23 protein-coding genes are annotated in these 24,068 nt (G+C 65.6%); 13 read left to right on the top strand and 10 right to left on the bottom strand.

Features of this window, described 5'->3' with window-relative positions:
* The first annotated feature begins 90 nt into the window (after positions 1-90).
* The 3 genes from ACZYZ4_RS02980 to ACZYZ4_RS02970 are packed head-to-tail and all read left to right on the top strand — an operon-like array spanning position 91 to position 1,691.
* Positions 91-525: a DUF3099 domain-containing protein gene (locus ACZYZ4_RS02980; protein ID WP_463858062.1), complete on the top strand. Its 435-nt coding sequence runs from the start codon at positions 91-93 to the stop codon at positions 523-525.
* Positions 522-797 carry a hypothetical protein gene (locus ACZYZ4_RS02975; protein ID WP_463858060.1) on the top strand — a complete coding sequence of 92 codons (276 nt, stop codon included), beginning with the start codon at positions 522-524 and terminating at the stop codon, positions 795-797. The genes ACZYZ4_RS02980 and ACZYZ4_RS02975 overlap by 4 nt, the downstream gene beginning before the upstream one ends.
* Positions 798-1,691 carry an SURF1 family cytochrome oxidase biogenesis protein gene (locus tag ACZYZ4_RS02970; RefSeq protein ID WP_463858059.1) on the top strand — a complete coding sequence of 298 codons (894 nt, stop codon included), beginning with the start codon at positions 798-800 and terminating at the stop codon, positions 1,689-1,691.
* Positions 1,692-1,774: 83 nt separating this feature from the next.
* Here ACZYZ4_RS02970 and ACZYZ4_RS02965 read toward each other — a convergent pair whose 3' ends face one another.
* Complete coding sequence (locus ACZYZ4_RS02965; protein WP_463858057.1) at positions 1,775-3,373, bottom strand: ABC-F family ATP-binding cassette domain-containing protein; 1,599 nt, start codon at positions 3,371-3,373, stop codon at positions 1,775-1,777.
* 283 nt (positions 3,374-3,656) lie between these two features.
* Here ACZYZ4_RS02965 and ACZYZ4_RS02960 point away from each other — a divergent pair, with 283 nt between their 5' ends.
* Genes ACZYZ4_RS02960 through ACZYZ4_RS02950 form a run of 3 tightly spaced genes read left to right on the top strand, consistent with a single transcriptional unit; the run spans position 3,657 to position 5,627 of the window.
* Positions 3,657-4,283: a biotin transporter BioY gene (locus ACZYZ4_RS02960; RefSeq protein ID WP_463858056.1), complete on the top strand. Its 627-nt coding sequence runs from the start codon at positions 3,657-3,659 to the stop codon at positions 4,281-4,283.
* A gap of 7 nt (positions 4,284-4,290) precedes the next feature.
* Positions 4,291-5,007 carry an energy-coupling factor ABC transporter ATP-binding protein gene (locus ACZYZ4_RS02955; RefSeq protein ID WP_463858055.1) on the top strand — a complete coding sequence of 239 codons (717 nt, stop codon included), beginning with the start codon at positions 4,291-4,293 and terminating at the stop codon, positions 5,005-5,007.
* A complete protein-coding gene (locus tag ACZYZ4_RS02950) occupies positions 5,004-5,627 on the top strand; it encodes an energy-coupling factor transporter transmembrane component T family protein (RefSeq protein WP_463858053.1) in 624 nt (207 codons plus the stop codon). Before ACZYZ4_RS02955 ends, ACZYZ4_RS02950 begins: the two co-directional genes overlap by 4 nt.
* 26 nt (positions 5,628-5,653) lie before the next feature.
* Here ACZYZ4_RS02950 and ACZYZ4_RS02945 read toward each other — a convergent pair whose 3' ends face one another.
* Both ACZYZ4_RS02945 and ACZYZ4_RS02940 read right to left on the bottom strand, forming a co-directional pair.
* Positions 5,654-6,883: a thiolase family protein gene (locus ACZYZ4_RS02945; RefSeq protein ID WP_463858051.1), complete on the bottom strand. Its 1,230-nt coding sequence runs from the start codon at positions 6,881-6,883 to the stop codon at positions 5,654-5,656.
* Complete coding sequence (locus ACZYZ4_RS02940) at positions 6,873-8,279, bottom strand: class I adenylate-forming enzyme family protein (protein WP_463858049.1); 1,407 nt, start codon at positions 8,277-8,279, stop codon at positions 6,873-6,875. Before ACZYZ4_RS02940 ends, ACZYZ4_RS02945 begins: the two co-directional genes overlap by 11 nt.
* Before the next feature lie 61 nt (positions 8,280-8,340).
* Here ACZYZ4_RS02940 and ypfJ point away from each other — a divergent pair, with 61 nt between their 5' ends.
* Complete coding sequence (gene ypfJ, locus ACZYZ4_RS02935) at positions 8,341-9,222, top strand: KPN_02809 family neutral zinc metallopeptidase (RefSeq protein ID WP_463858047.1); 882 nt, start codon at positions 8,341-8,343, stop codon at positions 9,220-9,222.
* A gap of 248 nt (positions 9,223-9,470) precedes the next feature.
* Here the strand turns inward: ypfJ and ACZYZ4_RS02930 are convergent, their stop codons facing one another.
* The 6 genes from ACZYZ4_RS02930 to ACZYZ4_RS02905 all read right to left on the bottom strand — a co-directional run bounded on the left by ACZYZ4_RS02930 (position 9,471) and on the right by ACZYZ4_RS02905 (position 14,688).
* On the bottom strand, positions 9,471-9,803 hold the full coding sequence (locus ACZYZ4_RS02930; RefSeq protein WP_111908059.1) for a metal-sulfur cluster assembly factor: 333 nt from the start codon (positions 9,801-9,803) through the stop codon (positions 9,471-9,473).
* A 12-nt stretch (positions 9,804-9,815) separates the two neighbouring features.
* Entirely contained in the window at positions 9,816-10,604 is a 789-nt protein-coding gene (gene sufC / locus ACZYZ4_RS02925) for a Fe-S cluster assembly ATPase SufC (protein WP_463858045.1), read from the bottom strand.
* A gap of 113 nt (positions 10,605-10,717) precedes the next feature.
* The gene (locus ACZYZ4_RS02920; protein WP_056339825.1) at positions 10,718-11,077 is read right to left on the bottom strand and encodes a non-heme iron oxygenase ferredoxin subunit; all 360 of its coding nucleotides are present in this window, start codon (positions 11,075-11,077) and stop codon (positions 10,718-10,720) included.
* Between the two features lie 16 nt (positions 11,078-11,093).
* The gene (gene sufD, locus ACZYZ4_RS02915; RefSeq protein ID WP_463858043.1) at positions 11,094-12,380 is read right to left on the bottom strand and encodes a Fe-S cluster assembly protein SufD; all 1,287 of its coding nucleotides are present in this window, start codon (positions 12,378-12,380) and stop codon (positions 11,094-11,096) included.
* A 2-nt stretch (positions 12,381-12,382) separates the two neighbouring features.
* Complete coding sequence (gene sufB / locus ACZYZ4_RS02910; RefSeq protein ID WP_463858041.1) at positions 12,383-13,846, bottom strand: Fe-S cluster assembly protein SufB; 1,464 nt, start codon at positions 13,844-13,846, stop codon at positions 12,383-12,385.
* Positions 13,846-14,688, bottom strand: coding sequence for a helix-turn-helix transcriptional regulator (locus tag ACZYZ4_RS02905; RefSeq protein WP_463858039.1), 843 nt, complete (start codon positions 14,686-14,688; stop codon positions 13,846-13,848). The genes sufB and ACZYZ4_RS02905 overlap by 1 nt, the downstream gene beginning before the upstream one ends.
* 106 nt (positions 14,689-14,794) lie before the next feature.
* Here ACZYZ4_RS02905 and ACZYZ4_RS02900 point away from each other — a divergent pair, with 106 nt between their 5' ends.
* From ACZYZ4_RS02900 to ACZYZ4_RS02890, 3 genes are read left to right on the top strand one after another with little or no spacing between them, the layout of a single operon-like run.
* A complete protein-coding gene (locus ACZYZ4_RS02900; RefSeq protein WP_463858037.1) occupies positions 14,795-15,763 on the top strand; it encodes an ABC transporter ATP-binding protein in 969 nt (322 codons plus the stop codon).
* A complete protein-coding gene (locus tag ACZYZ4_RS02895) occupies positions 15,760-16,530 on the top strand; it encodes an ABC transporter permease (RefSeq protein ID WP_463858035.1) in 771 nt (256 codons plus the stop codon). Before ACZYZ4_RS02900 ends, ACZYZ4_RS02895 begins: the two co-directional genes overlap by 4 nt.
* 7 nt (positions 16,531-16,537) lie before the next feature.
* The gene (locus ACZYZ4_RS02890; protein WP_463858033.1) at positions 16,538-17,482 is read left to right on the top strand and encodes a COX15/CtaA family protein; all 945 of its coding nucleotides are present in this window, start codon (positions 16,538-16,540) and stop codon (positions 17,480-17,482) included.
* Between the two features lie 208 nt (positions 17,483-17,690).
* Here the strand turns inward: ACZYZ4_RS02890 and ACZYZ4_RS02885 are convergent, their stop codons facing one another.
* A complete protein-coding gene (locus tag ACZYZ4_RS02885) occupies positions 17,691-18,650 on the bottom strand; it encodes a heme o synthase (RefSeq protein ID WP_463858031.1) in 960 nt (319 codons plus the stop codon).
* Between the two features lie 512 nt (positions 18,651-19,162).
* On the opposite strand from ACZYZ4_RS02885, the gene tkt reads away from it, so the two are divergent.
* From tkt to ACZYZ4_RS02870, 3 genes are read left to right on the top strand one after another with little or no spacing between them, the layout of a single operon-like run.
* The gene (gene tkt / locus ACZYZ4_RS02880) at positions 19,163-21,280 is read left to right on the top strand and encodes a transketolase (protein WP_463858029.1); all 2,118 of its coding nucleotides are present in this window, start codon (positions 19,163-19,165) and stop codon (positions 21,278-21,280) included.
* Between the two features lie 23 nt (positions 21,281-21,303).
* Positions 21,304-22,419, top strand: coding sequence for a transaldolase (gene tal, locus ACZYZ4_RS02875; protein WP_463858027.1), 1,116 nt, complete (start codon positions 21,304-21,306; stop codon positions 22,417-22,419).
* Positions 22,420-22,425: 6 nt separating this feature from the next.
* Positions 22,426-24,060, top strand: a complete 1,635-nt coding sequence (locus ACZYZ4_RS02870; protein WP_463858026.1) for a phosphoglucose isomerase-related protein — start codon at positions 22,426-22,428, stop codon at positions 24,058-24,060.
* Positions 24,061-24,068 lie beyond the last annotated feature (8 nt).

The following is a 24,068-nucleotide window of genomic DNA, read 5'->3' as shown; positions in this document are numbered from 1 at the left end:
TTTTGCTGCCTCCGATCTTAGCCCGCGTTTGGGCGCCACTGCCGATGGTGAGAGAATTGAGGCAAGCCTTTGGAGCGTGATCAATCAGCCGTGACCCTTGAAAACCATGCTGGACAGTCCGTGCCCGGAGATCCCGAAAGGTTCTCTGAGGATTCCGGGGTCCACAGCATCACGGACGCGGCGGCTGCCCACTCGGAGGACATGCGCCAGCGCATGATCAAGTACGCGGTGGCCATGGGAATCCGCATGGTCTGCCTCATCCTCATTTTTGTGGTGGACGGCTGGTTCAAGCTCGTCATGGCGGCCGGTGCCGTCTTCCTCCCGTGGATCGCCGTGGTGATCGCGAACGGCAGCGACCAGGCGGAGGTCCACAGCGACTCGCTGCTGGACTCGGCGCCGCTTGCCGAGCTGGAAAGCCCGTCGGGGCCGCCGGAACAGGACGGCTCCTCGTCCGCGGTCATCCAGGGTGAGCTCATTGATGACGACGACGACCCCACGCACGGACAGGAACGGCGCGCCTCATGAACATTTTTGACCTGGCTGCAGGGACCGCTGGTCCCCCGCCGGCCTTGGCTGCCATGTGCTCCCGCAAGGCCTGCCGCTCGGAAGCTTCCTGGCAACTGCTCTGGAACAACCCCAAAATCCACACGCCGGAACGCCGCAAGACCTGGCTTGCCTGCGATGACCACCGTGACTGGCTGGAAGACTATCTCCAGACCCGAGGGCTCTGGAAGGAAACCCTGATCCTGGCTTCGGGGCAGGGAGCCAGCCAGGCGCCGGCAGGGCAGGACGGCTGAATGTACCGCTTCCTCTTTTCCAGCAAGTGGCTGGGGTACCTCCTGCTGGCCGCCATCTTTGCCGCTGCCTGCGTCTTCCTTGGCCGCTGGCAGATGGACCGCCGCGCAGAGACCCTCGCGGAGATCAACCGCGTGGTTACTAACTATTCCGCCACACCCATCTCCTTCGACCAGGCACGGGACGAGTTCGCCGCGCTGGACCCGACGAAGGAATGGACCCAGGTGGAACTCCAAGGCACCTACGATCCCGACGGCCAGCGAATTGTCCGCAACCGTCCGCTGAACGGGCAGCCCGGGTATGAGGTGGTTGTCCCGTTCAAGCTGGAGACCGGCGAAACTGTGGTGATTGACCGCGGCTGGCTGCCTATCGGCAACAAGAACCCGGGCAGCCCCGATTCGATCCCGGCGCCTCCCGCCGGCCCCGTGACCGCCGTCGTCCGCCTCAAGCACGGGGAGCCCCAGCTGGACCGTAGCGCCCCCGACGGCCAGCTTGCTTCCATCGATCTCCCCACCTACGCGGACCAACTGGGATATCCGGTACTGACTGGCGCCTACGGACAGCTCGCGTCTGAATCTCCCGCCCCCGCGGACATGCCGTTCCCGTTCCCGAAGCCGGCCACCGAAGAAGGCACACACCTGTCCTATTCCTTGCAGTGGTTCGCGTTCGGCGTGCTGATGTTCGTGGGCTTCGGGTACGCCGCACGGCAGCAGGCCAGGAATGCCGCGATCGACGCCGAGGATGAGCTTGAGGGTGAGGACGGGTCGCGCGACTCCGGCAGCCCGGTGCACTCCGCCGCTGCGGCAGCCCGCCGTCGTCCGCCCGTTGCCCGCAAACGCAAGAAGGCGACCGCAGAAGAAGAGGAAGACGCCCTCCTGGATGCGCAGGGGTACTAGCCAGGTTCGCTGCTTCAGTTGCGTCCGCTTCGCAACGCGCGTGAATTCCCGCGTGCCGGCTCGTTCCTCGCCTCTGACGAAGGCTAAGCGAGCGTAATCAGGTCCAGGTAGTCTTCGTTCCAGTGGTCCTCGACCCCATCGGGCAACAGCACAACGCGCTCAGGATTCAGGGCCTCAACGGCCCCTTCGTCGTGGCTGACCAGGACGACGGCGCCGGTGTAGTTGCTCAGGGCCCCGAGGATTTCGGCGCGGCTGGCCGGGTCGAGGTTGTTAGTGGGCTCGTCGAGGAGCAGCACGTTCGCGCTTGAGGCCACGATGGTGGCCAGGGCCAGCCGGGTCTTCTCGCCGCCGGAGAGCACACCGGCGGGCTTGTCGACGTCGTCTCCGGAGAACAGGAACGAGCCCAGGATGTTGCGGACTTCCGCGTCGTTCATGTCCGGGGCGGAGGAGCGCATGTTCTGCAGGACGGTGCGGTCCACGTCGAGCGTCTCGTGCTCCTGGGCGTAGTAGCCCACCTTCAGGCCGTGGCCGGCCACGACCTCGCCGGTGTCCGGCTTGTCGACGCCGGCGAGCATCCGCAGGAGGGTGGTCTTGCCGGCGCCGTTGAGGCCCAGGATGACCACCTTGGAGCCGCGGTCGATGGCGAGGTCCACGTCGGTGAAGATCTCCAGCGAGCCGTAGGACTTGCTGAGTCCGTCCGCGGTTAGCGGGGTCTTGCCGCAGGGTGACGGATCCGGGAAGCGCAGGGCTGCCACGCGGTCGGTCGCGCGGACGGCTTCGAGGCCGCCCAGCAGACGTTCGGCACGCTTGGCCATGTTCTGCGCTGCGACGGCCTTGGTGGCCTTGGCGCGCATTTTGTTGGCCTGGTCGATGAGGACCTGCGCCTTCTTCTCCGCGTTGGCGCGCTCTCGCTTGCGGGCGCGCTCGTCCGTTTCGCGCTGCTGGAGGTAGCGCTTCCAGTTCATATTGTAGAAGTCGACCTTGGCGCGGTTGGGATCCAGCAGGAACACTTTGTTGACGGTGGCTTCGAGCAGTTCGGTGTCGTGGCTGATCACGATCAGGCCGCCTTGGTGGTTCTTCAGGAACTCGCGGAGCCAGGTGATGGAATCCGCGTCGAGGTGGTTGGTGGGCTCATCGAGGAGCATCGTTTCGGCGTCCGAGTACAGGATCCGGGCAAGTTCCACACGACGGCGCTGGCCGCCGGACAGGGTCTTGAGCGGCTGGTTCAGCAGTCGGTCCGGGAGGGCCAGATTGGAGCAGATCGCGGCGGCCTCGGCCTCGGCCGCATATCCGCCGGCGGCCAGGAACTCGGACTCCAGCCGATCATAGCGGTTCATCGCCTTGCGCTGGATCTCGGCGTCCTCGCTGGCCATGTCCTCATGGGTCTGCTTGAGCTTGTTGACGGCGATGTCCAGGCCGCGGGCGGAGAGGATGCGGTCGCGGGCCAGCTGTTCCATGTCCGGGGTCCGGGGATCCTGCGGCAGGTAGCCGATCTCGCCGCTGCGGGTAACCTTGCCGCCGGCGGGCTGGCCTTCGCCCGCGAGCACCCGGGTCAGGGTAGTCTTGCCTGCACCGTTACGGCCGACCAGACCGATCTTGTCGCCCTTGTCGATGCGGAAGCTCACCTGGTCCATGAGGAGCCGGGCGCCGGCGCGCAGTTCAAGATCCTGGACAGTAATCACAGCAGGTAAGGCCTTTCACAACAGGGAAACGCCGCAGCTCAACGGATGGTGTCAGGAAGCAGCCGGCAGAATGGCCGACAGAACGGCCTATCCAAGTCTACCGGCCCCAGCTTGACCCCATAACCGCTACACCGCCGTCGTGCGTTGACTCAGCGCTTGTGCTCCGCAGCCAGTCCCGGGTGTCCCGCTTAGTAGGTCCCCTACAAAATGGCGCCCGACGGCGGCCGGTAACGTCGGGATCACCCCCATGCTTCGCTTGTACAACCACGACAGGAACACCCCCATGAGCCAGACTGACACCGTCACCGGCGCCCCTTCCCGCCTCCGGAACCGCTGGAACGCCACCGACCTGGGCCTGATCGCCGTCTTCGCTGCACTCGTTGCCGGCTCCGCCATGGTGCCCGGCATCGCGGCGAACGTGTTCGGCATCCCCATCACTTTCCAGACCCTTGCGGTGATGCTCACCGGACTGATGCTGGGCCCCGGCCGGGGTTTTGCCGCCGTCGGCCTGTACACCCTCCTGGGCCTGGCCGGCCTGCCGATCTTCAGCCAGGGCCGCAGCGGCCTGAGCATCCTGGCCGGACCGTCGGCCGGTTACATCATTGCTTTCCCCATCGCTGCAGCCGTTGTAGGTTGGCTGGCCACCGTGGTGATCCGGCGGACAATACGTGCCCGGGCGCTGTGGTTCTTCGCGTCGGCGATGGTCACCAGCATCGCCATCGTCCACACGCTCGGAGTTGCCGGGATCGCCCTGAACACCAAAGCGTCACTGGGTGAAGCCTTCGTCGCCGACCTGATCTTCTACCCCGGCGACGTGATTAAGAACATCCTCGCCGCGGTGATCGCCGTCTCACTGCACCGGGCATTTCCCGATGTCCTGGTCCGCCGGGTGAAGCGGATCAACAACTAGTCCCGCCATGGCAACCATTTCCTTCCGGCAGGCCACTGTGGCCGTTGCCGTTGACACCCGCCCGGAACCGAAGGCCCTGCTCCAGGAGGTCACGCTTGAGCTGACCGAACAGCGCATCGGCGTGATCGGGGCCAACGGGTCCGGCAAGTCCACGCTGCTGCGGCTGATTAACGGCCTGGTCCAGCCAAGTTCCGGCACCGTGTCGGTGGAGGGCGCCGATACTGTCCGTGCCGTGCGGGCAGTCCGCAGACAGGTGGGGTTCGTCTTCACGGATCCCTTGTCGCAACTGGTAATGCCCACGGGGCGCGAGGACGTGGAGCTTTCGCTGCGCCGCCGGGTCCGCAACGGTGCGGAGCGGCGCAGGCTGGCGGAAGCGGCCCTTGAGCGCCTCGGACTGCTGCCGCTCGCGGACCAAAGCATCTACGAGCTCTCCGGTGGTGAACGCCAGCTGATGGCCCTCGCTGCCGTCTTGGCCGTGAACCCCGCTGTCCTGGTGCTGGATGAACCGTCCACCCTCCTGGACCTCCGGAACCGCGAACTCCTGCGCCGCACCCTGTCCGGACTCGACCAGCAGATCGTGATGTCCACGCACGACCTCGACCTCGCCCTGGAAATGGACCGCGTGCTGGTGGTGGAGGCGGGACGCGTGACGTTCGACGGCGGCCCTGCCGCGGCGGTCGACGCGTACCGGGCGCTGGTCACCAACGGCCTGGCCGCGCCGTGAGGGGGCACGGCTTCCTGCTGGCCAACTACGTCCCGGGGAATTCCGTCATCCACCGGACGCCGCTGGCACTGAAATTCCTGCTGGTGGTGGGCTGCGGCCTGGTGTCTTTCCTGGTGGTCGACTGGCTGGTCTCCGCCGCGGTGCTGGCCGCGCTCGTCGCACTGTTTCTCCTGACGGGCGCCGGAGCCCGGCGGCTGGTGAGTGCCGTCCGTCCTGTTGGCATGGTGCTCGTGGTCATCGGCCTGTTCCAGTGGTGGCAGCTCGGAGCGCCCACGGCTGCCCGGATTGTCCTGAACATCCTGGTCTGCGTGCTGGCGGCGTCCCTGCTGACGGCCACCACGCCCATGCAGCGGATCCTGGACGGCGTGGTGTCGCTGGCTACGCCGTTCCGCCGCTTTGGCGCTGACCCTGAGCGTTTTGCGCTAACCATCGCCATCATGCTCCGCAGTATCCCGTATATCGCCGGCGCCTTTGCAGACGTCAGGGATTCCGCCCGGGCCCGCGGGCTTGAGCGCAACCCGCGTGCGCTCGTGCTGCCCGTCTTTATCACCACCGTGGCGTTCGCCCGCCAGACCGGCGAAGCGCTGGCCGCACGCGGGCTGGGCGATGCAGCAGACTGATGGGCCGTTGGGCCTTCCTGTGCGGCTTAGGGGACCTGTTGGTCGCCAGCCAGCAACTCATAACGCAACAGCGCCGCCGTGCCCATGCCGCCGGCGATACTGATCAGGGCCAGCGCCAGGGAGCCATGATTCCCGGCACGCCGGGCCTGCGCGAGAAGCCGGGTCACGAGTACCGCCCCGGACGCCCCGTAGGCGTGGCCCAACGCCAGCGCCCCGCCATCAAGGTTGACCCGCTCCGGATCAATGCACAACTGGTCCAGGCAGGCCAGAGTCTGGGACGCGAAGGCTTCGTTGAACTCCACCAGGTCAACACTGGCCGCGGACAGTCCCCTCCCCTGCAGGAGCCGCTCCGCGGCAACCGCTGCGCCGATCCCCAACAGCTCGGGATCCACGCCAGCAGTGTCCGTGGCCAGCACCAGGAGCCCGTCCGTGGCTCCCAGTTCCCGGGCCCGCTGCAGGGACGTGATAACGACGGCGGAAGCGGCGTCCGCGTCGAAGCATGAGTTCCCGGCGGTGACGGTCCCCCCTGGCACAAAAGCGGGCGGGAACCGGTTCAGGACGGCGGCGTTCAGGCGGGCGCGGGGGCCGTCATCGGCACTGATGGGTCCAGCCGGCGTTTCCAGAGTGGTGATTTCAGCGGCGAAGTATCCTGCTTTGGCAGCCACCAGCGCCCGCTGGTGGCTGCGCAGCGCCGAGGCATCCTGCCGCTCCCGGCTGACCTCGAACCGGGCAGCCACGTTCTCGGCCGCGACCCCCATATCCGGGTCGCCGAAGCTGTGCGGCACAAACTGGGCCCGGGCAAAAAAATCTGGTTCGCCGTCGTCGTCCCGGTAGGCCCGCAGCGGAGCCGTGCTGATGCTCTCCACTCCCCCGGCGAGATACACGGGGTTTCCGCCGGCGGCCACCAGCCCGGCGGCCAGGACAATGGCATCCAGCCCTGAACCGCACTGGCGGTCTACGGTCAGTCCCGGCACACTGACCGGCAGCCCCGCCTCAAGCAGGGCCAGGCGGGCCACGTTGCCGCCGCCGCCCACGGCGTTGCCGATCACCACATCCGTGACCGCTTCGGCCGGCACCTGGGCGTCTGCCAGGATGTTGACCAGGACCGGCGCGAGAAGCTGGTGCGCACGCAGTTCCTTCAGCGCACCGTTCGCCCTCCTCACCGCGGTACGCCGCGCCGCGATGATCACGGGTTGCCGGTCCGTGGGCAACAGGTCGCCAGGTTGCCGGTCTACGGGCAACAAGTCAGCGGTCAAGGTGCCGCGCCCTTGGGTCCTGGGAACCGATCCAGTCCAGCAGGATGTTCCGGCTGACCTTGCCGCGGTCCGTGGTGGGAAGTTCGGAGAGTGCGAAGTACTGGTGGGGCCGTTTGTCCCGCGGCAGGATGTTTTCGAGTCCTGCCTTGAGCTGCATGGCTGTGACTCCGCCATGGGACGGAACGACGCCTGCAACCACCCGTTGGCCCCGGAGATCATCGGGTATGCCGGCGGCCACCGCGGCTGCCACCCCCGGCACGGCCGCCAGGGCGAGTTCCACTTCGTGCGGATACACGTTCTTTCCCGAGGTCAGGATCATGTCGGCGCGTCGGCCCAGGATGTGCAGTTCGCCGCCGGCGAGGTAGCCCTGGTCCCCCACCGTGAACCAGCCGTTGAAGGAGCGCAGCGCCTGGCCGTCGTCACCCCACAGGTAGCCGTTGCTGACCATGCCGCTGCGCACGCAGATATTGCCGGCCGCGCCGTCCTGAAGTTCGGAACCGTCGTCGTCGAGGATTCTGACGTCCACGCCCGGGAGCGGGCGTCCGATTGCTGTTCCCCCAGCGTCCAGCAGCTCCCCCGCCGCCAGCCCGATACCGGAGACAAAGCTCAGTTCGGATGCGCCGTAGTACTCGAAGATGGTGGCGTTCGGCGCCCAGCGCCGTGCTGCTTCAAGGGTGCGTGCGTCCAGCTTCGAGCCGGCGCAGATGATGGTGCGGATGCCGGAGGCATCCACGCAGCCGGTCAGTCCCCGCTCACTCAGCAGCCGCAGCATGGTGGGCACGAGGATCAGCCGGGTCACGCCGTCGTGCGTGATGGCGGCGTGGACATCACCGATGTCGAAACTCTCCAGCGTCTGGAATTCCGAGCCCGCGTAGAGGCACTCAGCGAGGGCGTAGAGGTTAAGGCTGGCGGCCAGGGGTCCGGGCGCGAGCGTGACATCGTCCTGGGCGAGGCCGAAGAACTCAATGGACGCCTCGAAGGACTGCCGCCAGGACTGCCTCGACCGGGTAAACGCCTTGGGCACGGAGGTGGTACCGGACGTGAGTCCGATCAGGAACGTCGAGTCCGGCGGCCCGTCCGCCAAGGCATCCGCTGCGGAGACCGTGCCCGGCTTGGCTGATTCCGCCAGCCGTTGAACGATCTCCTGGTGCAGGGACGCCGGCCACGTCGGATCCAGGACGGCGCATTGCCGGCCGCCGGCAACGGCTGCCGCGAACCTCACGGCGAAGTCTACGGAGTTGGCCTCCGCAAGGACTGTGACGGCTGCAGTCGCCGGAAGGGCGGCCGCGGCGGCGTCCCGGAGCTCAGCCCAGCGCAGGCGCCGGCCCGCCACCACAACGGCGGTGTCATGGGGGCGTTCTTCGGCCCAGCGCTGGATTTTGTCGAGAAAAGGCATCGCCTCAACTTTACCGGCCGGACTCCGCTTCGGTGGTGCCGGTAAGGACTATTGTGACTTCATGAGCTTCAATGACAACGTGCAGCTGGACCCTTCCCAGGTCCAGGACCGGCGCGGCATGGGCCGCGGCGCCAAAGTCGGCGGCGGTATCGGAGGCGGGATCATCCTGCTTATTGCAGTCCTCCTCGGCGTCAACCCCGCCATGCTGGAAGGTCTGCCCGGCGGGGCGGGCACGGCTGAACAGAGCCAGGGCACGTCACCGGCCTGTGCCACGGGGGCCGACGCCGACGCCCGGCTGGACTGCCGGATCACCGGCACCGTCAACAGCCTGAACGCGTTCTGGCCAGCCTATCTTCAGGACTACAACGTCCAGTACCCGCAGCCGGAGACCGTGATCTTCGATGAAGCCGTCAACAGCGGTTGCGGAACGGCTTCCAGCGCGGTGGGCCCCTTCTACTGCCCAGCTGATAGCACCGCCTACTTCGATCCCGGGTTCTTTCAGGATCTCGTGGACCGCTTCGGATCCTCGGGCGGTCCCCTGGCACAGGAGTACGTGGTGGCGCACGAATTCGGCCACCACATCCAGAACGTGCTGGGATACCTCGACCGTGCGCAGCAGGATCCGCAGGGGCCGGAGTCCGGCGCCGTCAGAACGGAGCTCCAGGCCGACTGCTATGCCGGCCTCTGGGTGAAGCACGCCTCAACCCAACCAGGACCCGACGGCCAACCGTTCCTGGAACCGATCACCCAGCAGGACCTGAACGACGCCCTGTCCGCAGCTTCAGCCGTGGGCGATGACCGGATCCAGGAAGCCGCCACAGGACAGGTCTCGCCCGAGGCCTGGACGCACGGCTCCAGCGAACAGCGCCAAAAGTGGTTCTACCAGGGCTACACCACCGGCGACATTAACCAGTGCGACACGTTCTCGGCGCCCACCCTTTAACGCCATCGGTTGCTCCGTAACCGCCGTTTTGGGGGCTCAAAAGGGGTCAGGGCCCACGCCTGGGCCCACGCTACCGAGGGGCCCCCAATCGAGCTTGCGAGATTGGGGAGGTAGCGGGGAGTGTTCCCTGGCCGAACTTGCGAGGCTAGGGAGCCGATGGGGATCAATCGATGAGGGAACGACGACGGCCGGTCACCTCCGCTGGGGAGGTAACCGGCCGTCGTCGTACGTTACCCGGTAAGGATGGATCAGATGTTGAAGCCGAGGGCCCGCATCTGGTCCTTGCCGTCATCGGTGATCCGCTCCGGACCCCAAGGCGGCATCCACACCCAGTTCAGGCGCCAGTCGTCGACGACACCGTCAAGGGACTTGCCTACCTGTTCCTCGATGACATCGGTGAGCGGGCAGGCGGCCGTGGTGAGCGTCATGTCGATGAGCAGCGCGCCGTCGTCGTCAGAGTATTTCAGGCCGTACAGCAGCCCGAGGTCCACGATGTTCACACCGAGTTCCGGGTCGATGACGTCCTTGAGTGCCTCTTCGACATCCTCGAGGCCCGTGCGGGCCGTATTGATTTCGGTCATGGCAAGTCCTAACTAGGCCTGTGCAGCGGCGGCGATGGTGGCTGCGCCGGCGCCCGTGGCGTAGCGGTCGTAGCCTTCTTCTTCGAGGCGGTCGGCCAGCTCCGGGCCGCCCTCTTCGACAACCTGGCCGTCAACGAATACGTGGACGAAGTCAGGCTTGATGTAGCGCAGGATGCGGGTGTAGTGCGTGATGAGCAGCGTGCCCATGTTGCCTGCTTCGTGTGCACGGTTGACGCCTTCGGAAACAACCTTCAGGGCGTCAACGTCCAGGCCCGAGTCGGTCTCGTCAAGGATGGCGAACTTCGGCTTGAAGAGTTCCAGCTGGAGGATCTCGACGCGCTTCTTTTCGCCGCCGGAGAAGCCTTCGTTGACGTTGCGCTCGGCGAAATCAGCGTCGATGCGCAGCTGGGCCATGGCCGCCTTGACGTCCTTGGTCCAGGTACGCAGCTTGGGTGCTTCGCCGTCGATGGCGGTCTTGGCGGTGCGCAGGAAGTTGGTCATGCTCACACCGGGGACCTCCACGGGGTACTGCATGGCAAGGAAGAGTCCGGCGCGGGCCCGCTCGTCAACGCTCATCGCGAGGACGTCTTCGCCGTCGAGCGTGATGGTCCCGCTGGTGACCTTGTAGCGCGGGTGCCCGGCAATGGTGGATGCCAGGGTGGACTTGCCCGAACCATTGGGGCCCATGATGGCGTGGGTCTGACCAGTTTTGATGGTCAGGCTGACGCCCTTCAGGATCTCCTTGGTGCCCTGCTCCGTGTCAATGCTGACGTGCAGGTCCTTGATCTCAAGAGTAGACATAGGTCTTGTTCTCCTCTGCACCGCGCCCTCCGGCGGTGGTGCGGTCTGTTTCTGGAAGTTTGGTTCTGTTACTTGGAATTGCCGCTGGCGGCTGATCTATCCGGCTGATGCTGCTAGCTGAAGTTCGGGGCTTCCGCTCCGTTGAGCACGTTTGTGAAGTCCACGTAGACCTCGTCGCCGACGATCTCAACGGCGAACACCGGGACCGGATCGTAGGCGGGCAGCTGGAGCGGCTCACCGCTGCGCAGGTCGAACTGGGAGCCGTGGCCCCAGCATTCGATCATGCACCCTTCCACTTCGCCCTCGGACAGTGAGATGTCCGCGTGCGAGCAGGTGTCCCCGATGGCGTGGATGTCCCCCATGGAGTCCTTCACGATGGCTACGGGGTAGTCATCGATCAGGATCCGGAGAGCCTGCTTGAGCTGTATTTCATCCGTCTTGCAGACAAATTCGCCCTTTGGCTGGTCAGTCATCTGTTTTCCGCGCCGTCTAGTTGTTCGTCACGGCGAGTTCGCGCTCAACAGCCTCGGTGAGCCGCTCTTCGAGGGCCGGTACCTTGATCTGCTGGATGATCTCGTGCAGGAAGCCACGGACCACCAAGCGGCGGGCAACATCCTCGGGGATGCCGCGGGCCATCAGGTAGAACAGGTGCTCGTCGTCCAGCCGGCCGGTGGCGCTGGCGTGCCCGGCTCCCTTGATCAGGCCGGTTTCGATCTCCAGGTTCGGCACGGAGTCGGCGCGGGCGCCGTCCGTGAGCAGCAGGTTGCGGTTGGCCTCGTAGCTGTCGGTGCCTTCGGCTTCCTTGCGGATCAGGACGTCGCCGACCCACACAGCGTGGGCATTGCGGCCCTGCAAAGCGCCCTTGTAGAGCACGTTGGAGGTGCAGTTCGCCACCGCGTGGTCAACAAAGAGCCGCTGCTCCAGGTGCTGGCCGGCGTCGGCGAAGTACAGGCCGAACATTTCCGCTTCGCCGCCGGGGGCGGTGAAACGGGCCGACGGCGTGACGCGGACCAGGTCCCCGCCGAGACTGACCACGACATGCTTGAACTTGGCGTCGCGGCCGATCTTTGCCTGCTGGGAGGAGGCGTGGACGGCGTCGTCGTTCCATTCCTGGAGCGAGACAACCGTGAGGTTGGCGCCGTCTTCAACAACTATTTCGATGTTTTCGGACACAACTGCCGAGCCCAGGTGGTTAAGGACCACAACGGCCTTGGAGAACTTCTCCGCCACGATCACCAGGTGCTGGGCGGCCGCCTCCGTGGAGGTGCCTTCGATCACGACGGTGATCTCGGTGTCGGCTTCAAACTCGGCCGGGATGGTGAGGACGGTGGCTTCGCTGAAGTTCTCCCAGGCGTTGGCGGACACGCGGTCCTCCGGGATGCCGGCGGAACCGATGCGCTTATCGCCGCGCGCCACGGTCTCAACCGTGACCTGCTCCGGGCCGCTGACGGTGACGGTGGGTGCCGCTCCCGCCAGGACCTCGCTGTGCAGGCCACGCAGGCGCTTGAGCGGGGTGAAGCGCCAGTCTTCCTCAAGCCCGGTGAGGGGCTTGAAGTCCGCCAGGTTGTACGAGGTCAGCCGGCCGGCGCGGGAGCTGTCCGGAACGCCGACGCCGCCACCGTGCGAGTGGCGCTTGACCGCTTCGCCGGCCAACGGGGCCTTGGAAGTGGCCGAGTTGATCGGGGACAGGCTTTCGCCTTCTTCCGTGAAACCGTTAATAAACGGCTGGGCCGAAGGCGCGCCGATGCGGGCCTTTTCAGTAGTGATTTCAGTCATCGTTATCCGACGGACCCTTCCATCTGCAGTTCAATCAGGCGGTTCAGCTCAAGTGCGTACTCCATCGGGAGCTCGCGGGCGATGGGCTCGATGAAGCCACGGACGATCATCGCCATGGCCTCGTCTTCGCGCATGCCGCGGGACATCAGATAGAAGAGCTGCTCTTCGCTGACCCGGGAAACAGTTGCTTCATGGCCCATCACCACGTCATCCTCACGGATGTCGATGTACGGGTAGGTGTCCGAACGGCTGATGGTATCCACCAGAAGCGCGTCGCAACGGACGGTGTTCGCCGAGTGCTTCGCACCTTCACGGACCTGGACCAGGCCGCGGTAGGCAGCACGCCCGCCGCCGCGGGCCACGGACTTGGAAATGATGGAGCTCTTGGTGTTCGGCGCGATGTGCACCATCTTCGAGCCGGTGTCCTGGTGCTGGCCGGCGCCGGCGAAGGCGATGGACAGGGTCTCGCCCTTGGCGTGCTCGCCTACCAGGTAGACGGCCGGGTACTTCATGGTGACCTTGGAGCCGATGTTGCCGTCAACCCATTCCATGGTGGCGCCTTCTTCGCAGATGGCACGCTTGGTCACCAGGTTGTACACGTTGGTGGACCAGTTCTGGATGGTGGTGTAACGGACGCGGGCGCCCTTCTTGACGATGATTTCCACCACGGCGGAGTGCAGCGAGTCCGAGGTGTAGATCGGCGCGGTGCAGCCTTCGATGTAGTGGACGTAGGAGTCCTCGTCGGCGATGATCAGGGTCCGTTCGAACTGGCCCATGTTTTCCGTGTTGATGCGGAAGTATGCCTGCAGCGGGATGTCCACGTGGACGCCCTTGGGGACGTACACAAAGGAACCGCCGGACCAGACAGCCGTGTTCAGCGACGCGAACTTGTTGTCGCCCACGGGAATGATGGTGCCGAAGTACTCCTGGAAGATCTCCGGGTGTTCGCGCAGCGCGGTGTCGGTGTCCAGGAAGATGACGCCCTGGGCTTCGAGGTCCTCGCGGATCTGGTGGTAGACAACCTCGGACTCGTACTGGGCGGCGACGCCGGAGACGAGGCGGCTGCGCTCGGCTTCCGGGATGCCCAGCTTCTCGTACGTGTTCCGGATGTCCTCGGGGAGGTCTTCCCAGGTGGCGGCCTGCTTCTCGGTGGACCGCACAAAGTACTTGATGTTGTCGAAGTCGATGCCGGAGAGGTCTGCCCCCCACGTGGGCATGGGCTTGCGGTCGAAGTACTTCAGGCCCTTGAGCCGAAGATCGAGCATCCATTCCGGCTCGCTCTTCTTGGCCGAGATGTCGCGGACGACGTCTTCATTGATACCGCGGCGGGCGTTGGCACCGACATCGTTCTTGTCAGACCAGCCGTACTCGTACGTGCCGATGCCGTGGAGCTCGGGATTCTTTTCCAGAATCTCCGAGATCACAGTGTCTTCGGCTACCGCTTTCTCTGATAGTTGGTCCGTCATCACGGCCTTTCTTGCTGATGGTTGGTTACTTCATCCAGGCTGGCGGGGGCTGTCTGGGGGACCCTGGGTCCCCCGGCGGCCAGCCGGCCTGTGGGTATGTGGGTGGTGCAGACGTGTCCACCGCGCGCCAGCGTGGACAGGCGGCGTACGTCAACGCCTACCAGCCGGGAGAACACTTCGGTCTCCACATCGCAGAAGACAGGGAACTGGGCAGCAAGCTGCTGGATGGGGCAATGCCCCTGGCACAGCTGGACGCTGGACAGTGCTGCCGGCAGGGGGGCCTTGGCCTCGATCGAAGCGGCCGACGCTACGAAGCCATCACGGCTCAGCGCGGCGGACAGTGCCTGCGCCCTGGCGGTGATGTCCGGTCCGGCCTGTTCGACCTCCGGTGCGTACCGACGTTCCATGTCGGCAAAACGTTCGACGGCGAACGCGCGGACTGCCTGTTCGCCCGCCACTGTCTGGAGCTGCTTGAGCGCGAGGGCTGCGATGTCGAGGTAATCGTTGCCAAGCGTGGACTGGCCCTGCGAGCTAAGGACATAGCGGCGGGCGGGACGCCCCGCGCCAGCACCGGCCTTTGCCACGCGCTTGACCTCAATATCCCCGCTGCGGGCCAGGTGATCAAGGTGCCTGCGGACCGCCGCGGGTGTGAAACCGAGCATGTCACCGAGTTCCGCCGCGCTGATGGGGCCATGCTCAAGCACGGCACCAAGGACCCGGTCCCGGGTACGCTCGTCGGAGTCGGCCACCGGCGCAGCAGCTGCGTGGCCGCGGTCGGCGGCGGTACGCGGCGCTCCGTGCCCGGCAAACGGCACAGCAGCAGTATTGGTCATGGAATACACAACACAATCATGTCGTAATTTAGTCCCTCATTCCAGTAAGGTCAGGCTGACCTGCGGCCGGAGTCCCCGGCGGTCCCCCCAGTACTACATCGCGTAGAATGCTGGGGTGCGATCCCCCGAATCCCCGGTTCTGTCCATCAGCGGGTTAATTAAGGATGTTGGTCCGCTGGCCAGCCTGGACGGAAAAATGCTCCGGGTGGTCAACGGCGTATCTCTTATGGCCGAACGCGGCCAGGTCACGGCCCTTCTGGGCGCCAATGGAGCCGGAAAGACCACCACCCTCGAATGCGCCCAAGGCTTGCAGAAGCGCAGCGGCGGCAGCATCTCGCTGCTCGGCCAGGATCCGGGCCGTTCGGGCGCTGACCTGCGGTCCCGCGTAGGCGTGATGCTTCAGGACGGCGGCCTCCCGCCGTCGGCCCGTCCGGTCCCGCTCCTGCGGCACATCGCCGGAATGTACGCGAGGCCCCGCTCCGTTGACGAACTGGTGGAACGGCTCGGAATTGATACTTTCGCCAGGACCACCGTCCGCAGACTCTCCGGTGGGCAGAAGCAGCGCCTGGCACTCGCCGCGGCCCTGATTGGCAATCCGGAGGTCCTTTTCCTGGACGAGCCCAGCGCCGGCCTGGATCCCCAGTCCCGGCAGCTGGTCTTCGAGCTGATCTCGGAACTGCGGGCAGCCGGGATGGGCATTATCCTGACAACCCACCTCATGGACGACGCCCAGCGGTTGGCGGACTACGTGTACATCATCGACGCCGGCAGGAACGTCGCCGAGGGAACAGTTTCCCAACTGCTGCAGCGGGACCCGGCTGTGGAGGCCGGCACGGACCACGTCCGCACCCTGGTGTTCGAGGCGCCCCCGGGGCTGGATTTCACCGGCGTGCTGCCCGATGCCATCGCCGTCTCTGAGACGCGGGCCGGAAGCTACGTTGCCTCCGGTGCACTGACACCCCACGATCTCGCGTCGTTGACCGCCTGGTGGGCAGCCCACGACGTTATGCCCGGTTCCATGAGCCTGGCGGCACGAAGCCTGGAAGATGTTTTCCTGGACATCTCAGGAAAGGACATCCGATGACGGCTCCCGCAGCCACTGCCACCCAGGGGGCACCTGCCACCCTGCTGCACCGTATCCTGCTGCAGGGCAGATACGAATCGCTGACCATGCTCAGGAACGGCGAGCAGCTGATCCTCGCCGTGGTCCTGCCGCTTCTTGCGCTGGTGGGGCTCACCGTCACCCCCTTCCTGGACGGCTTCGGAGCCAGCCGCATCAATGTGGCGGTCCCCGGCATCCTGGCTTTGTGCGCGATGTCCACGGCCTTTACCGGGCAGGGCATCGCCACCGGCTTCGATCGGCGGTACGGGGTCCTCCGGTTCCTGTCCACCACGCCCCTGGGCCGCGAAGGCCTCATCGCGGGTAAGGTGCTGGCGGTACTGGCGGTGCTTTGCCTCCAGGTGTCAGTGGTGACACTGGTGGCGCTTCCTTTGGGCTGGCAGCCGCCTGCCTCCGGCTGGCTCCCCGGACTGTCGCTGCTAGCCCTGGGCGCCGTGGCGTTCACCGCGCTGGGGCTCCTGGTGGCCGGCACTGTGCGGCCCGAGGCAACCCTCGCTATCACCAATCTGCTGTGGATCCTGCTGGGCGCCCTGGGCGGGATAGTGATTCCCGCGGAACGGCTGCCCGCCCTTGCGCAGGGAGTGGTCCACTATCTGCCCTCCGGTGCACTCGGCGAGGCCATGCGCGAAGCTTTCCTGCGCGGCTCGCTGAACGGCGGCGCCGCACTTATCCTGCTGCTCTGGACGGTTCTTGCCGGAGCAGCAGCCATCCGTTGGTTCAAGTGGAATTGAGATATCCGTGAGCACGGCTTCACGCCTCCCCCAGATCGCCGGTCGCCTTGTCGCGAGGCTACCCCGTACCGTGGACGCCAGCGTCCGCCGCCTCGCGGTGGCGTCCCTGGTTGGCCAGACGCTGCTGGTGGTGACCGGCGGCGCGGTGCGGCTGACCGCGTCCGGCCTCGGCTGCCCCACCTGGCCGCGCTGCACGGACACCTCCCTGGTGAACACTCCCGAAATGGGAATCCACGGCTTCGTTGAGTTCGGCAACCGGCTCCTGACGTTTGCTCTGGCAGCGGTTGCGCTGGCCATGCTTGTGTACTTGTGGAACCTACGCAAGGAGCGCCGGGACCTCTTCCTGCTGGCGCTTGGCCTGCTGGCCAGCATTCCGGCACAGGCGGTGATCGGTGGCATCACCGTGCTGACTAACCTCAATCCGTGGGTGGTGGGCCTGCACTTTCTCGTTTCCATGGCCCTCGTGGTGATTGCCACGCTGCTCGTCAACCGGGCCTACGGCAGGACGGGCCGCCATGCCAGCGTCCAGCTCCCCGCTTTGCCGGGCGTCCTGCGTCCGGTGGCTGCCGCCGTCGGGCTCTTCTCCGCTCTCGCCGTGATGCTCGGCGTAGTGGTGACCGGCTCCGGTCCCCACGCCGGTGACGCCGACGCGCCCCGCAACGGCCTCGACTGGGACCTGTTCTCCCACATCCATGCCGTTCCGGCGTACGTGATCACGGCCGGAACGCTGTTCGCACTGGTGCTCGTGATTGTCCGCCGGATCCAGGGCCCGTTCCGCACGTCCGTCCTGTTGCTCCTGGCCGTGACCCTGCTGCAGGCCGTCATCGGCTTCACCCAGTACTACAACGGCATCCCCGCGTTGCTGGTGGGTGCCCACATGCTCGGCGCGGCGCTGCTGATGAGCGCGGCGACAAACACCGCCGACCTCGCCCGCTCAAGCCCGGTCACCTAACTTCCACCGCTGCCGGCCTTAACCCCGACGGAGTGCCACGGTTCCGGACGGAACCGTGGCACTCCGCATTCAAGGACCCTCTCTCACTTCCTGCAGCAAAACCACGGACGCTCTCTCACTTCCTGCATACAAACGAAGGACCCTCTCTCACCTGAGTGAGAGAGGGTCCTTGGAAAACCTGCAGGACCTGCGAGAGCGTTGGGTGTTGCTAACCGATGATCGCTGATCCGACGAACGGATCCACTGCCAGTGCGATGAACAGCAGCGTCAGGTAGCTGATGGAACCGTGGAAAACCTTCATGGCCCGCTTGTCCGAGATGTCCTCCCGCTGCGCCCGGTTGTACAGGGAGTGCGACTCGTACAGGAACCAGGCACCCGCCAGGACTGCGGTGGCGGTGTAGACCCAGCCGGCGCCACCGGCCGGGACCATCAGCAGCGAGCAGGCCACCATGGCCCAGGCGTAGAGCACTACCTGGACGGAAACCACCTTGGCGCCGGCAATAGCCCCAAGCATGGGCACGTTGGCGTTGCGGTAGTCCTCGCCGTAACGCATGGAAAGCGGCCAGTAGTGCGGCGGCGTCCAGAGGAAGATGACCATAAACAGGATGACGGCCGGCCACTCGACGGTGTGGGTCACGGCGGCCCAGGCAATCAGCACCGGGAAGCAGCCAGCGGCTCCACCCCACACAATGTTCTGTGCGGTGCGGCGTTTAAGGATGATGGTGTAGATGACCACATAGAAGAAGATCGCGCCCAACCCGAGCCACGCGGCCAGCGGGTTGGCCCCGAACCAGAGAATACCAATGGCGGCCGCCCCGAGCAGCCAGGAGAAAACCAGCGCCTCACGAGGCGTCACCTCGCCGGTGACGAGCGGACGGTTCTCGGTCCGGTGCATCAGTTTGTCGATGTCGCGGTCGAGGTAGCAGTTGAAGGCACCGGCGCTGCCGGCAGCAAAGGCGCCGCCTACCAAGGTGGCCAGGATCAGCCCGATCGGCGGGAAGCCGCGCTCGGCGTAGATCATGGTGGGCAGGGTGCTGACCAGCAGCAACTCAATGACACGCGGCTTGGTGAGGGCGAAATACGCCTTGGCCTTCCGGGCGAACCCGGCTCCCCCTCTGATGCGGGAAGCATTAAGCGGCGTATCTGTTGTGCTCACGGTGGCAGTCACCCGTTCTGGTTGGCAGTTCTGTCTGGCGGTGCAGCTGTGTCTTGCGGCCGTTCGCCGGGCAGCCCGCCAATGGTCATCAGAAGAAGGTCCCGGCAACGCCCGGGGTCTGCCGCCGCCCTTAAGAGGGCTCGGCTACCGGCGTCGGCCTCCAAATATCATACCGCGCGCATTTGTAACAGATGCCCCGTGATTAGGCCCTGATGATTGCGCGCAGTGTGATTCGAGCAGATTAACTCAAACTCACGAAATGGCGATTCACATAAGGGGAAATTGAGTCCAATAGGTGAGATCTGCGCTGACCGGAGGGTGGAATGGAGCTAAGCTGTCACCAGATCAGCACGCGGCAGAAAAGCGTTGGAAAACGCGTTCCCACAGCCCTGCTGAATGATAGATCAACGTTTCGATGGTGAACGGCTGGTACACACCGCAGCGGGCACCACAGCGTGCTCCGGAACGGATCCCGTGTATCGCCCACCATCAGCACAGAGAGGGGCCCGGTTTTCGTGCCACATTTGGAAGAGCAAGAACTGTCATGGACCAGCTTGGACCAGCGCGCGGTGGACACCATTCGCGTTCTCGCTGCGGATGCCGTGGAGAAGGTCGGTAACGGCCACCCAGGTACCGCAATGAGCCTGGCGCCCGCCGCATACCTTCTCTTCCAGAAGCTCATGCGCCACGACCCGCGCAACCCGCACTGGCTGGGACGCGACCGTTTCATCCTGTCTCCCGGCCACACGTCGCTGACCCTTTACATCCAGCTGTTCCTGTCCGGCTACGGACTGGAACTGAAAGACCTTGAGGCGCTCCGTACCTGGGATTCCCTGACGCCGGGCCACCCGGAGTACAAGCACACCGCCGGTGTGGAAATCACCACCGGGCCGCTGGGCCAGGGCCTGGCCTCCTCGGTCGGGTTCGCCTACTCCCAGCGCCGCCAACGCGGCCTGTTCGACGCCGATGCTGCCGCCGGCACCAGCCCCTTCGACCACACCATCTGGGTCATCGCCTCCGACGGCGACCTCCAGGAAGGCGTCACGGCCGAGGCTTCCTCGCTGGCAGGCCACCAGGAACTGGGCAACCTTGTAGTTGTCTACGATGAGAACCACATCTCCATCGAGGACGACACCGACATCTCCTTCACCGAGGATGTCCTCAAGCGCTACGAGGCCTACGGCTGGCACACACAGCGCGTCGACTGGACCAAGACCGGCGAATACAAAGAGGACGTGCAGGAGCTTTACTCCGCACTGCTCGCCGCCAAGGCCGAGACGTCCAAGCCCTCCATCATTTCGCTGCGCACCATCATCGGCTACCCGGCGCCCAAGAAGCAGAACACGGGCAAGATCCACGGTTCCGCACTGGGTGCAGAGGAAGTCGCAGGCCTCAAGGAGGTACTGGGCTTCGATCCCGCCAAGTCCTTCGACGTTGACCAGGAAGTCCTGGCCCACGCCCGCGCAGTAGTGGACCGCGGTGCCGCTGCCAAGAAGGAATGGGAAGAGTCCTTCAACGCCTGGCAGGCCGCCAACCCCGAAGGCGCAACACTCCTGCAGCGCATCGAGGCCCGCGAACTGCCCGACGGCCTGGACGCCGCTCTTCCGGTCTTCCCGGCCGGCAAGGACGTCTCCACCCGCGCGGCTTCCGGGAAGGTGCTGAACGCACTCGGACCGGTCATGCCGGAACTCTGGGGCGGCTCCGCCGACCTCGCCGAGTCCAACAACACCACCATCGAAGGCTCGCCGTCGTTTGTGCCCGCCTCCAAGCAGACCGATACCTGGTCCGGCAACCCCTACGGCCGGGTCCTGCACTTCGGTATCCGTGAGCACGCCGCGGCATCGATCGTGAACGGCATTGCCCTGCACGGACGGACCCGCGCGTTCTCCGGCACCTTCCTGATCTTCAGCGACTACCAGCGGCCGGCCATCCGGCTCGGCGCCCTGATGGGTGTGCCGTCCTTGTATGTCTGGACGCACGACTCCATCGGACTCGGCGAAGACGGCCCCACCCACCAGCCGGTGGAACAGCTCGCATCCCTGCGCGCCATCGTGGGCCTGGACGTGGTCCGTCCGGGCGATGCCAACGAGGTCGCCGTGGCATGGAAGACCATGCTGGAGAACCACGAGAACCCGGCCGGCATTGTGCTGACCCGCCAGAACATCCCCACGTACGCTCGTGGTGAAAGCGAAGCCGACGGCGACACTTTCGGTTCAGTCTCCGGCGTCGCGAAGGGCGGCTACGTCCTGGCTGAAGCTTCCAAGGACGGCGCCACCGTGCCCGCCGACGTGATCCTGATCGGCACCGGTTCCGAGGTCCAGCTGGCCGTCCAGGCCCGCGAAGCCCTCCAGGCTGAAGGCATCGCTGCCCGCGTTGTCTCCATGCCCTGCGTTGAGTGGTTCACCAAGCAGGACGCCGCTTACCGCGAGTCCGTGCTCCCCGCTGCCGTGAAGGCCCGCGTCTCCGTCGAGGCCGGGCTGGCACTGGGCTGGAGGGAATTCGTCGGCGACGCCGGACGTTCCATCTCGCTCGAGCACTACGGCGCTTCCGCCGACTACAAGCGCCTTTTCCAGGAGTTCGGCATCACCGCGGAGGCTGTTGCCGCCGCTGCCAAGGACTCCCTCGCTGGCCTGCAGGCCTGAACCAGATTTTAGGAGATATCACTATGACTACCTCTACCAAGCAGCTCTCCGACGCCGGAGTATCCATCTGGCTCGATGACCTTTCCCGCAGCCGCCTTGAGACCGGCACGCTGCAGAAGCTGATCGAAGAGAAGAACGTTGTTGGTGTGACCACCAACCCGTCCATCTTCCACGCCGCCATCACGGCCGGCACGGACTACGACGCCACCATCGCGGCCCAGGCAGCAGCCGGCGCCAGCGTCGAGGAGACCATCTTCGAAATCACCACCACCGACGTCGCTGACGCCTGCGACCTCTTCGCACCGGTGGCAGCAGCCACCAACGGTGTTGACGGCCGTGTGTCCATTGAAGTTGACCCGCGCCTCGCCTGGGACACGGCCGGCACCATTGCCGAAGCCAAGCACCTGTATAAGAAGGTCAACAAGGACAACGTCCACATCAAGATTCCGGCAACCCTTGAAGGCCTGGAAGCGATCACTGCGACGCTGGCCGAGGGCATCAGCGTCAACGTGACCCTGATCTTCTCGCTCGAGCGCTACCGCGCGGTCATCAACGCTTTCCAGTCCGGCCTTGATCAGGCCAAGGAAAACGGTCACGACCTGTCCAAGATCCACTCGGTCGCGTCGTTCTTCGTTTCCCGCGTGGACTCCGAAATCGACAAGCGCCTTGACGCCATCGGCACGAACGAGGCCAAGGCACTCAAGGGCAAGGCCGGCGTGGCCAACGCACGCCTGGCATACCAGGTCCACAAGGAGCTCTTCGCCACCGAGCGCTGGGCACTGCTGGCTGAAGCCGGCGCACTCCCCCAGCGTCCGCTGTGGGCCTCCACCGGCGTCAAGGACCCGGCTTACCCCGACACCCTGTACGTCACCGAGCTGGCGGCCCCCGGCGTAGTGAACACCATGCCGGAGAAGACCCTGGACGCCACGTTCGACCACGGCGTCGTCACCGGTGACACCGTCTCCGGCACCTACGCGGAGGCCAACGCCACGCTGGACGCACTGGACGCGCTGGGCATCTCCTACAACGAAGTTGTCGCGCTCCTCGAATCAGAGGGCCTGGACAAATTCGTGGCCAGCTGGAAGGAACTTCTGGGCGACGTCGAAGGTGCCCTTGCCGCTGCACGGAAGGCTTCCTAACCCACTATGAGCACTCTCAGCTACGACGCCACCGGTGCCGCGCAGCAGGCACTCGAGCAGCACCTGCCCGCCCTCGTGGCGGACCGCATTGCCACCCGGATCTTCGCCAAGGACCACACCCTGTGGGGTCCCGACGCCGAGTCCGAGTCCGCTGTCCGCCTCGGTTGGGTTGAGGCGGCCACCGTCTCACAGGCCCTCGTGGTCGGCATCCTCGAGCTCCGTGATGCCCTCAATGCTGACGGCGTGACCCGCATCGTGCTTTGCGGCATGGGCGGATCTTCGCTGGCTCCCGAGGTTATAGCCGGCACCGCTGGCGTCGAGCTGACTGTGCTGGACAGCACCGACCCCGACCAAGTCCGTGCTGTCCTCGCAGACCGGCTGGCCGAAACCGCGATTGTGGTTTCGTCCAAGTCCGGTTCAACCCTGGAGACCGACTCCCAGCGCCGGATCTTCGAGCACACCTTCACGGAGGCCGGCATCGATGCGAAGAGCCGGATCATCATTGTCACCGATCCCGGTTCCCCGCTGGATAAAGCCTCGCGTGAGGCCGGCTACCGCGCCGTTTTCAACGCCGATCCGAACGTGGGCGGCCGCTACTCAGCCCTCACCGCATTCGGGCTGGTCCCTTCGGGCCTGGCCGGTGTGGACATCCAAGCTTTCCTGGACGAGGCTGAAGAAGCCGCCGAGATCCTGAACGAGGACGCCGACGAGAACATTGGGCTGGCCCTCGGAACGGCCCTGGGCGGAACCAATCCGCTGCGCAACAAGATTGTCATCGCCGAGGACGGCTCCGGCATTGTGGGCTTCGCGGACTGGGCCGAACAGCTCATCGCCGAATCCACCGGCAAGCTCGGCACCGGCGTCCTGCCGGTGGTGGCCGGACCCACGTCGCCGGAGGTCACCTCCGGCGCCGCTGACGTCCTGGTGGTGCGGCTGGTAGCTGCCGATGCCGACGTCGAACTCGGCGACAACGAGGTAGCCATCGCGGGTGGCCTGGCCACCCAGATGATGGTGTGGGAGTTCGCCACCGCCGTGGCCGGGCGCCTGCTGGGAATCAACCCGTTCGACCAGCCGGACGTGGAGGCAGCGAAGGTTGCCGCCCGCGGCCTGCTGGACGCGCAGCCGGAACCGATCCCTGCCGCGTTTGTTGACGGTGCCATCGAGGTCCGGGGCGGGGACTGGCTCCGTGGTGCAGCCACTGCCGAGGAAGCCGTCGGCGCCCTCCTCGGAACGCTCGACGACGACAGCTACCTCTGCGTCCAGGCCTACTTTGACCGGCTGGCCTTCGCTGAGCTGGAAGGCATCCGCGACCAGTTCGCCGACGCCAGCGGCCGCCCAGTCACGTTCGGCTGGGGCCCGCGGTTCCTGCACTCCACCGGCCAGTTCCACAAGGGCGGACCCGCGATCGGAGTCTTTCTCCAGGTCACCGCTGCTCCCGCAGAAGACCTGGCCATCCCGGACCGTCCGTTCACATTCGGGGAACTGATTTCCGCCCAGGCTGCGGGCGATGCCCAGGTCCTGGCCGTGCACGGCCGCCCCGTCCTGCGACTGCACCTGACCGACCGCGCCGCCGGAGTTGCACAGCTGCAGGAGATCATTGCAGCACTTGCCGCCCGGTCAGCTTCCGTCACCGAAAACTAAGGCTCAAC

The organism is Pseudarthrobacter adonitolis (assembly GCF_055412845.1).
This window is presented reverse-complemented; position numbering and strand designations above follow the sequence as displayed.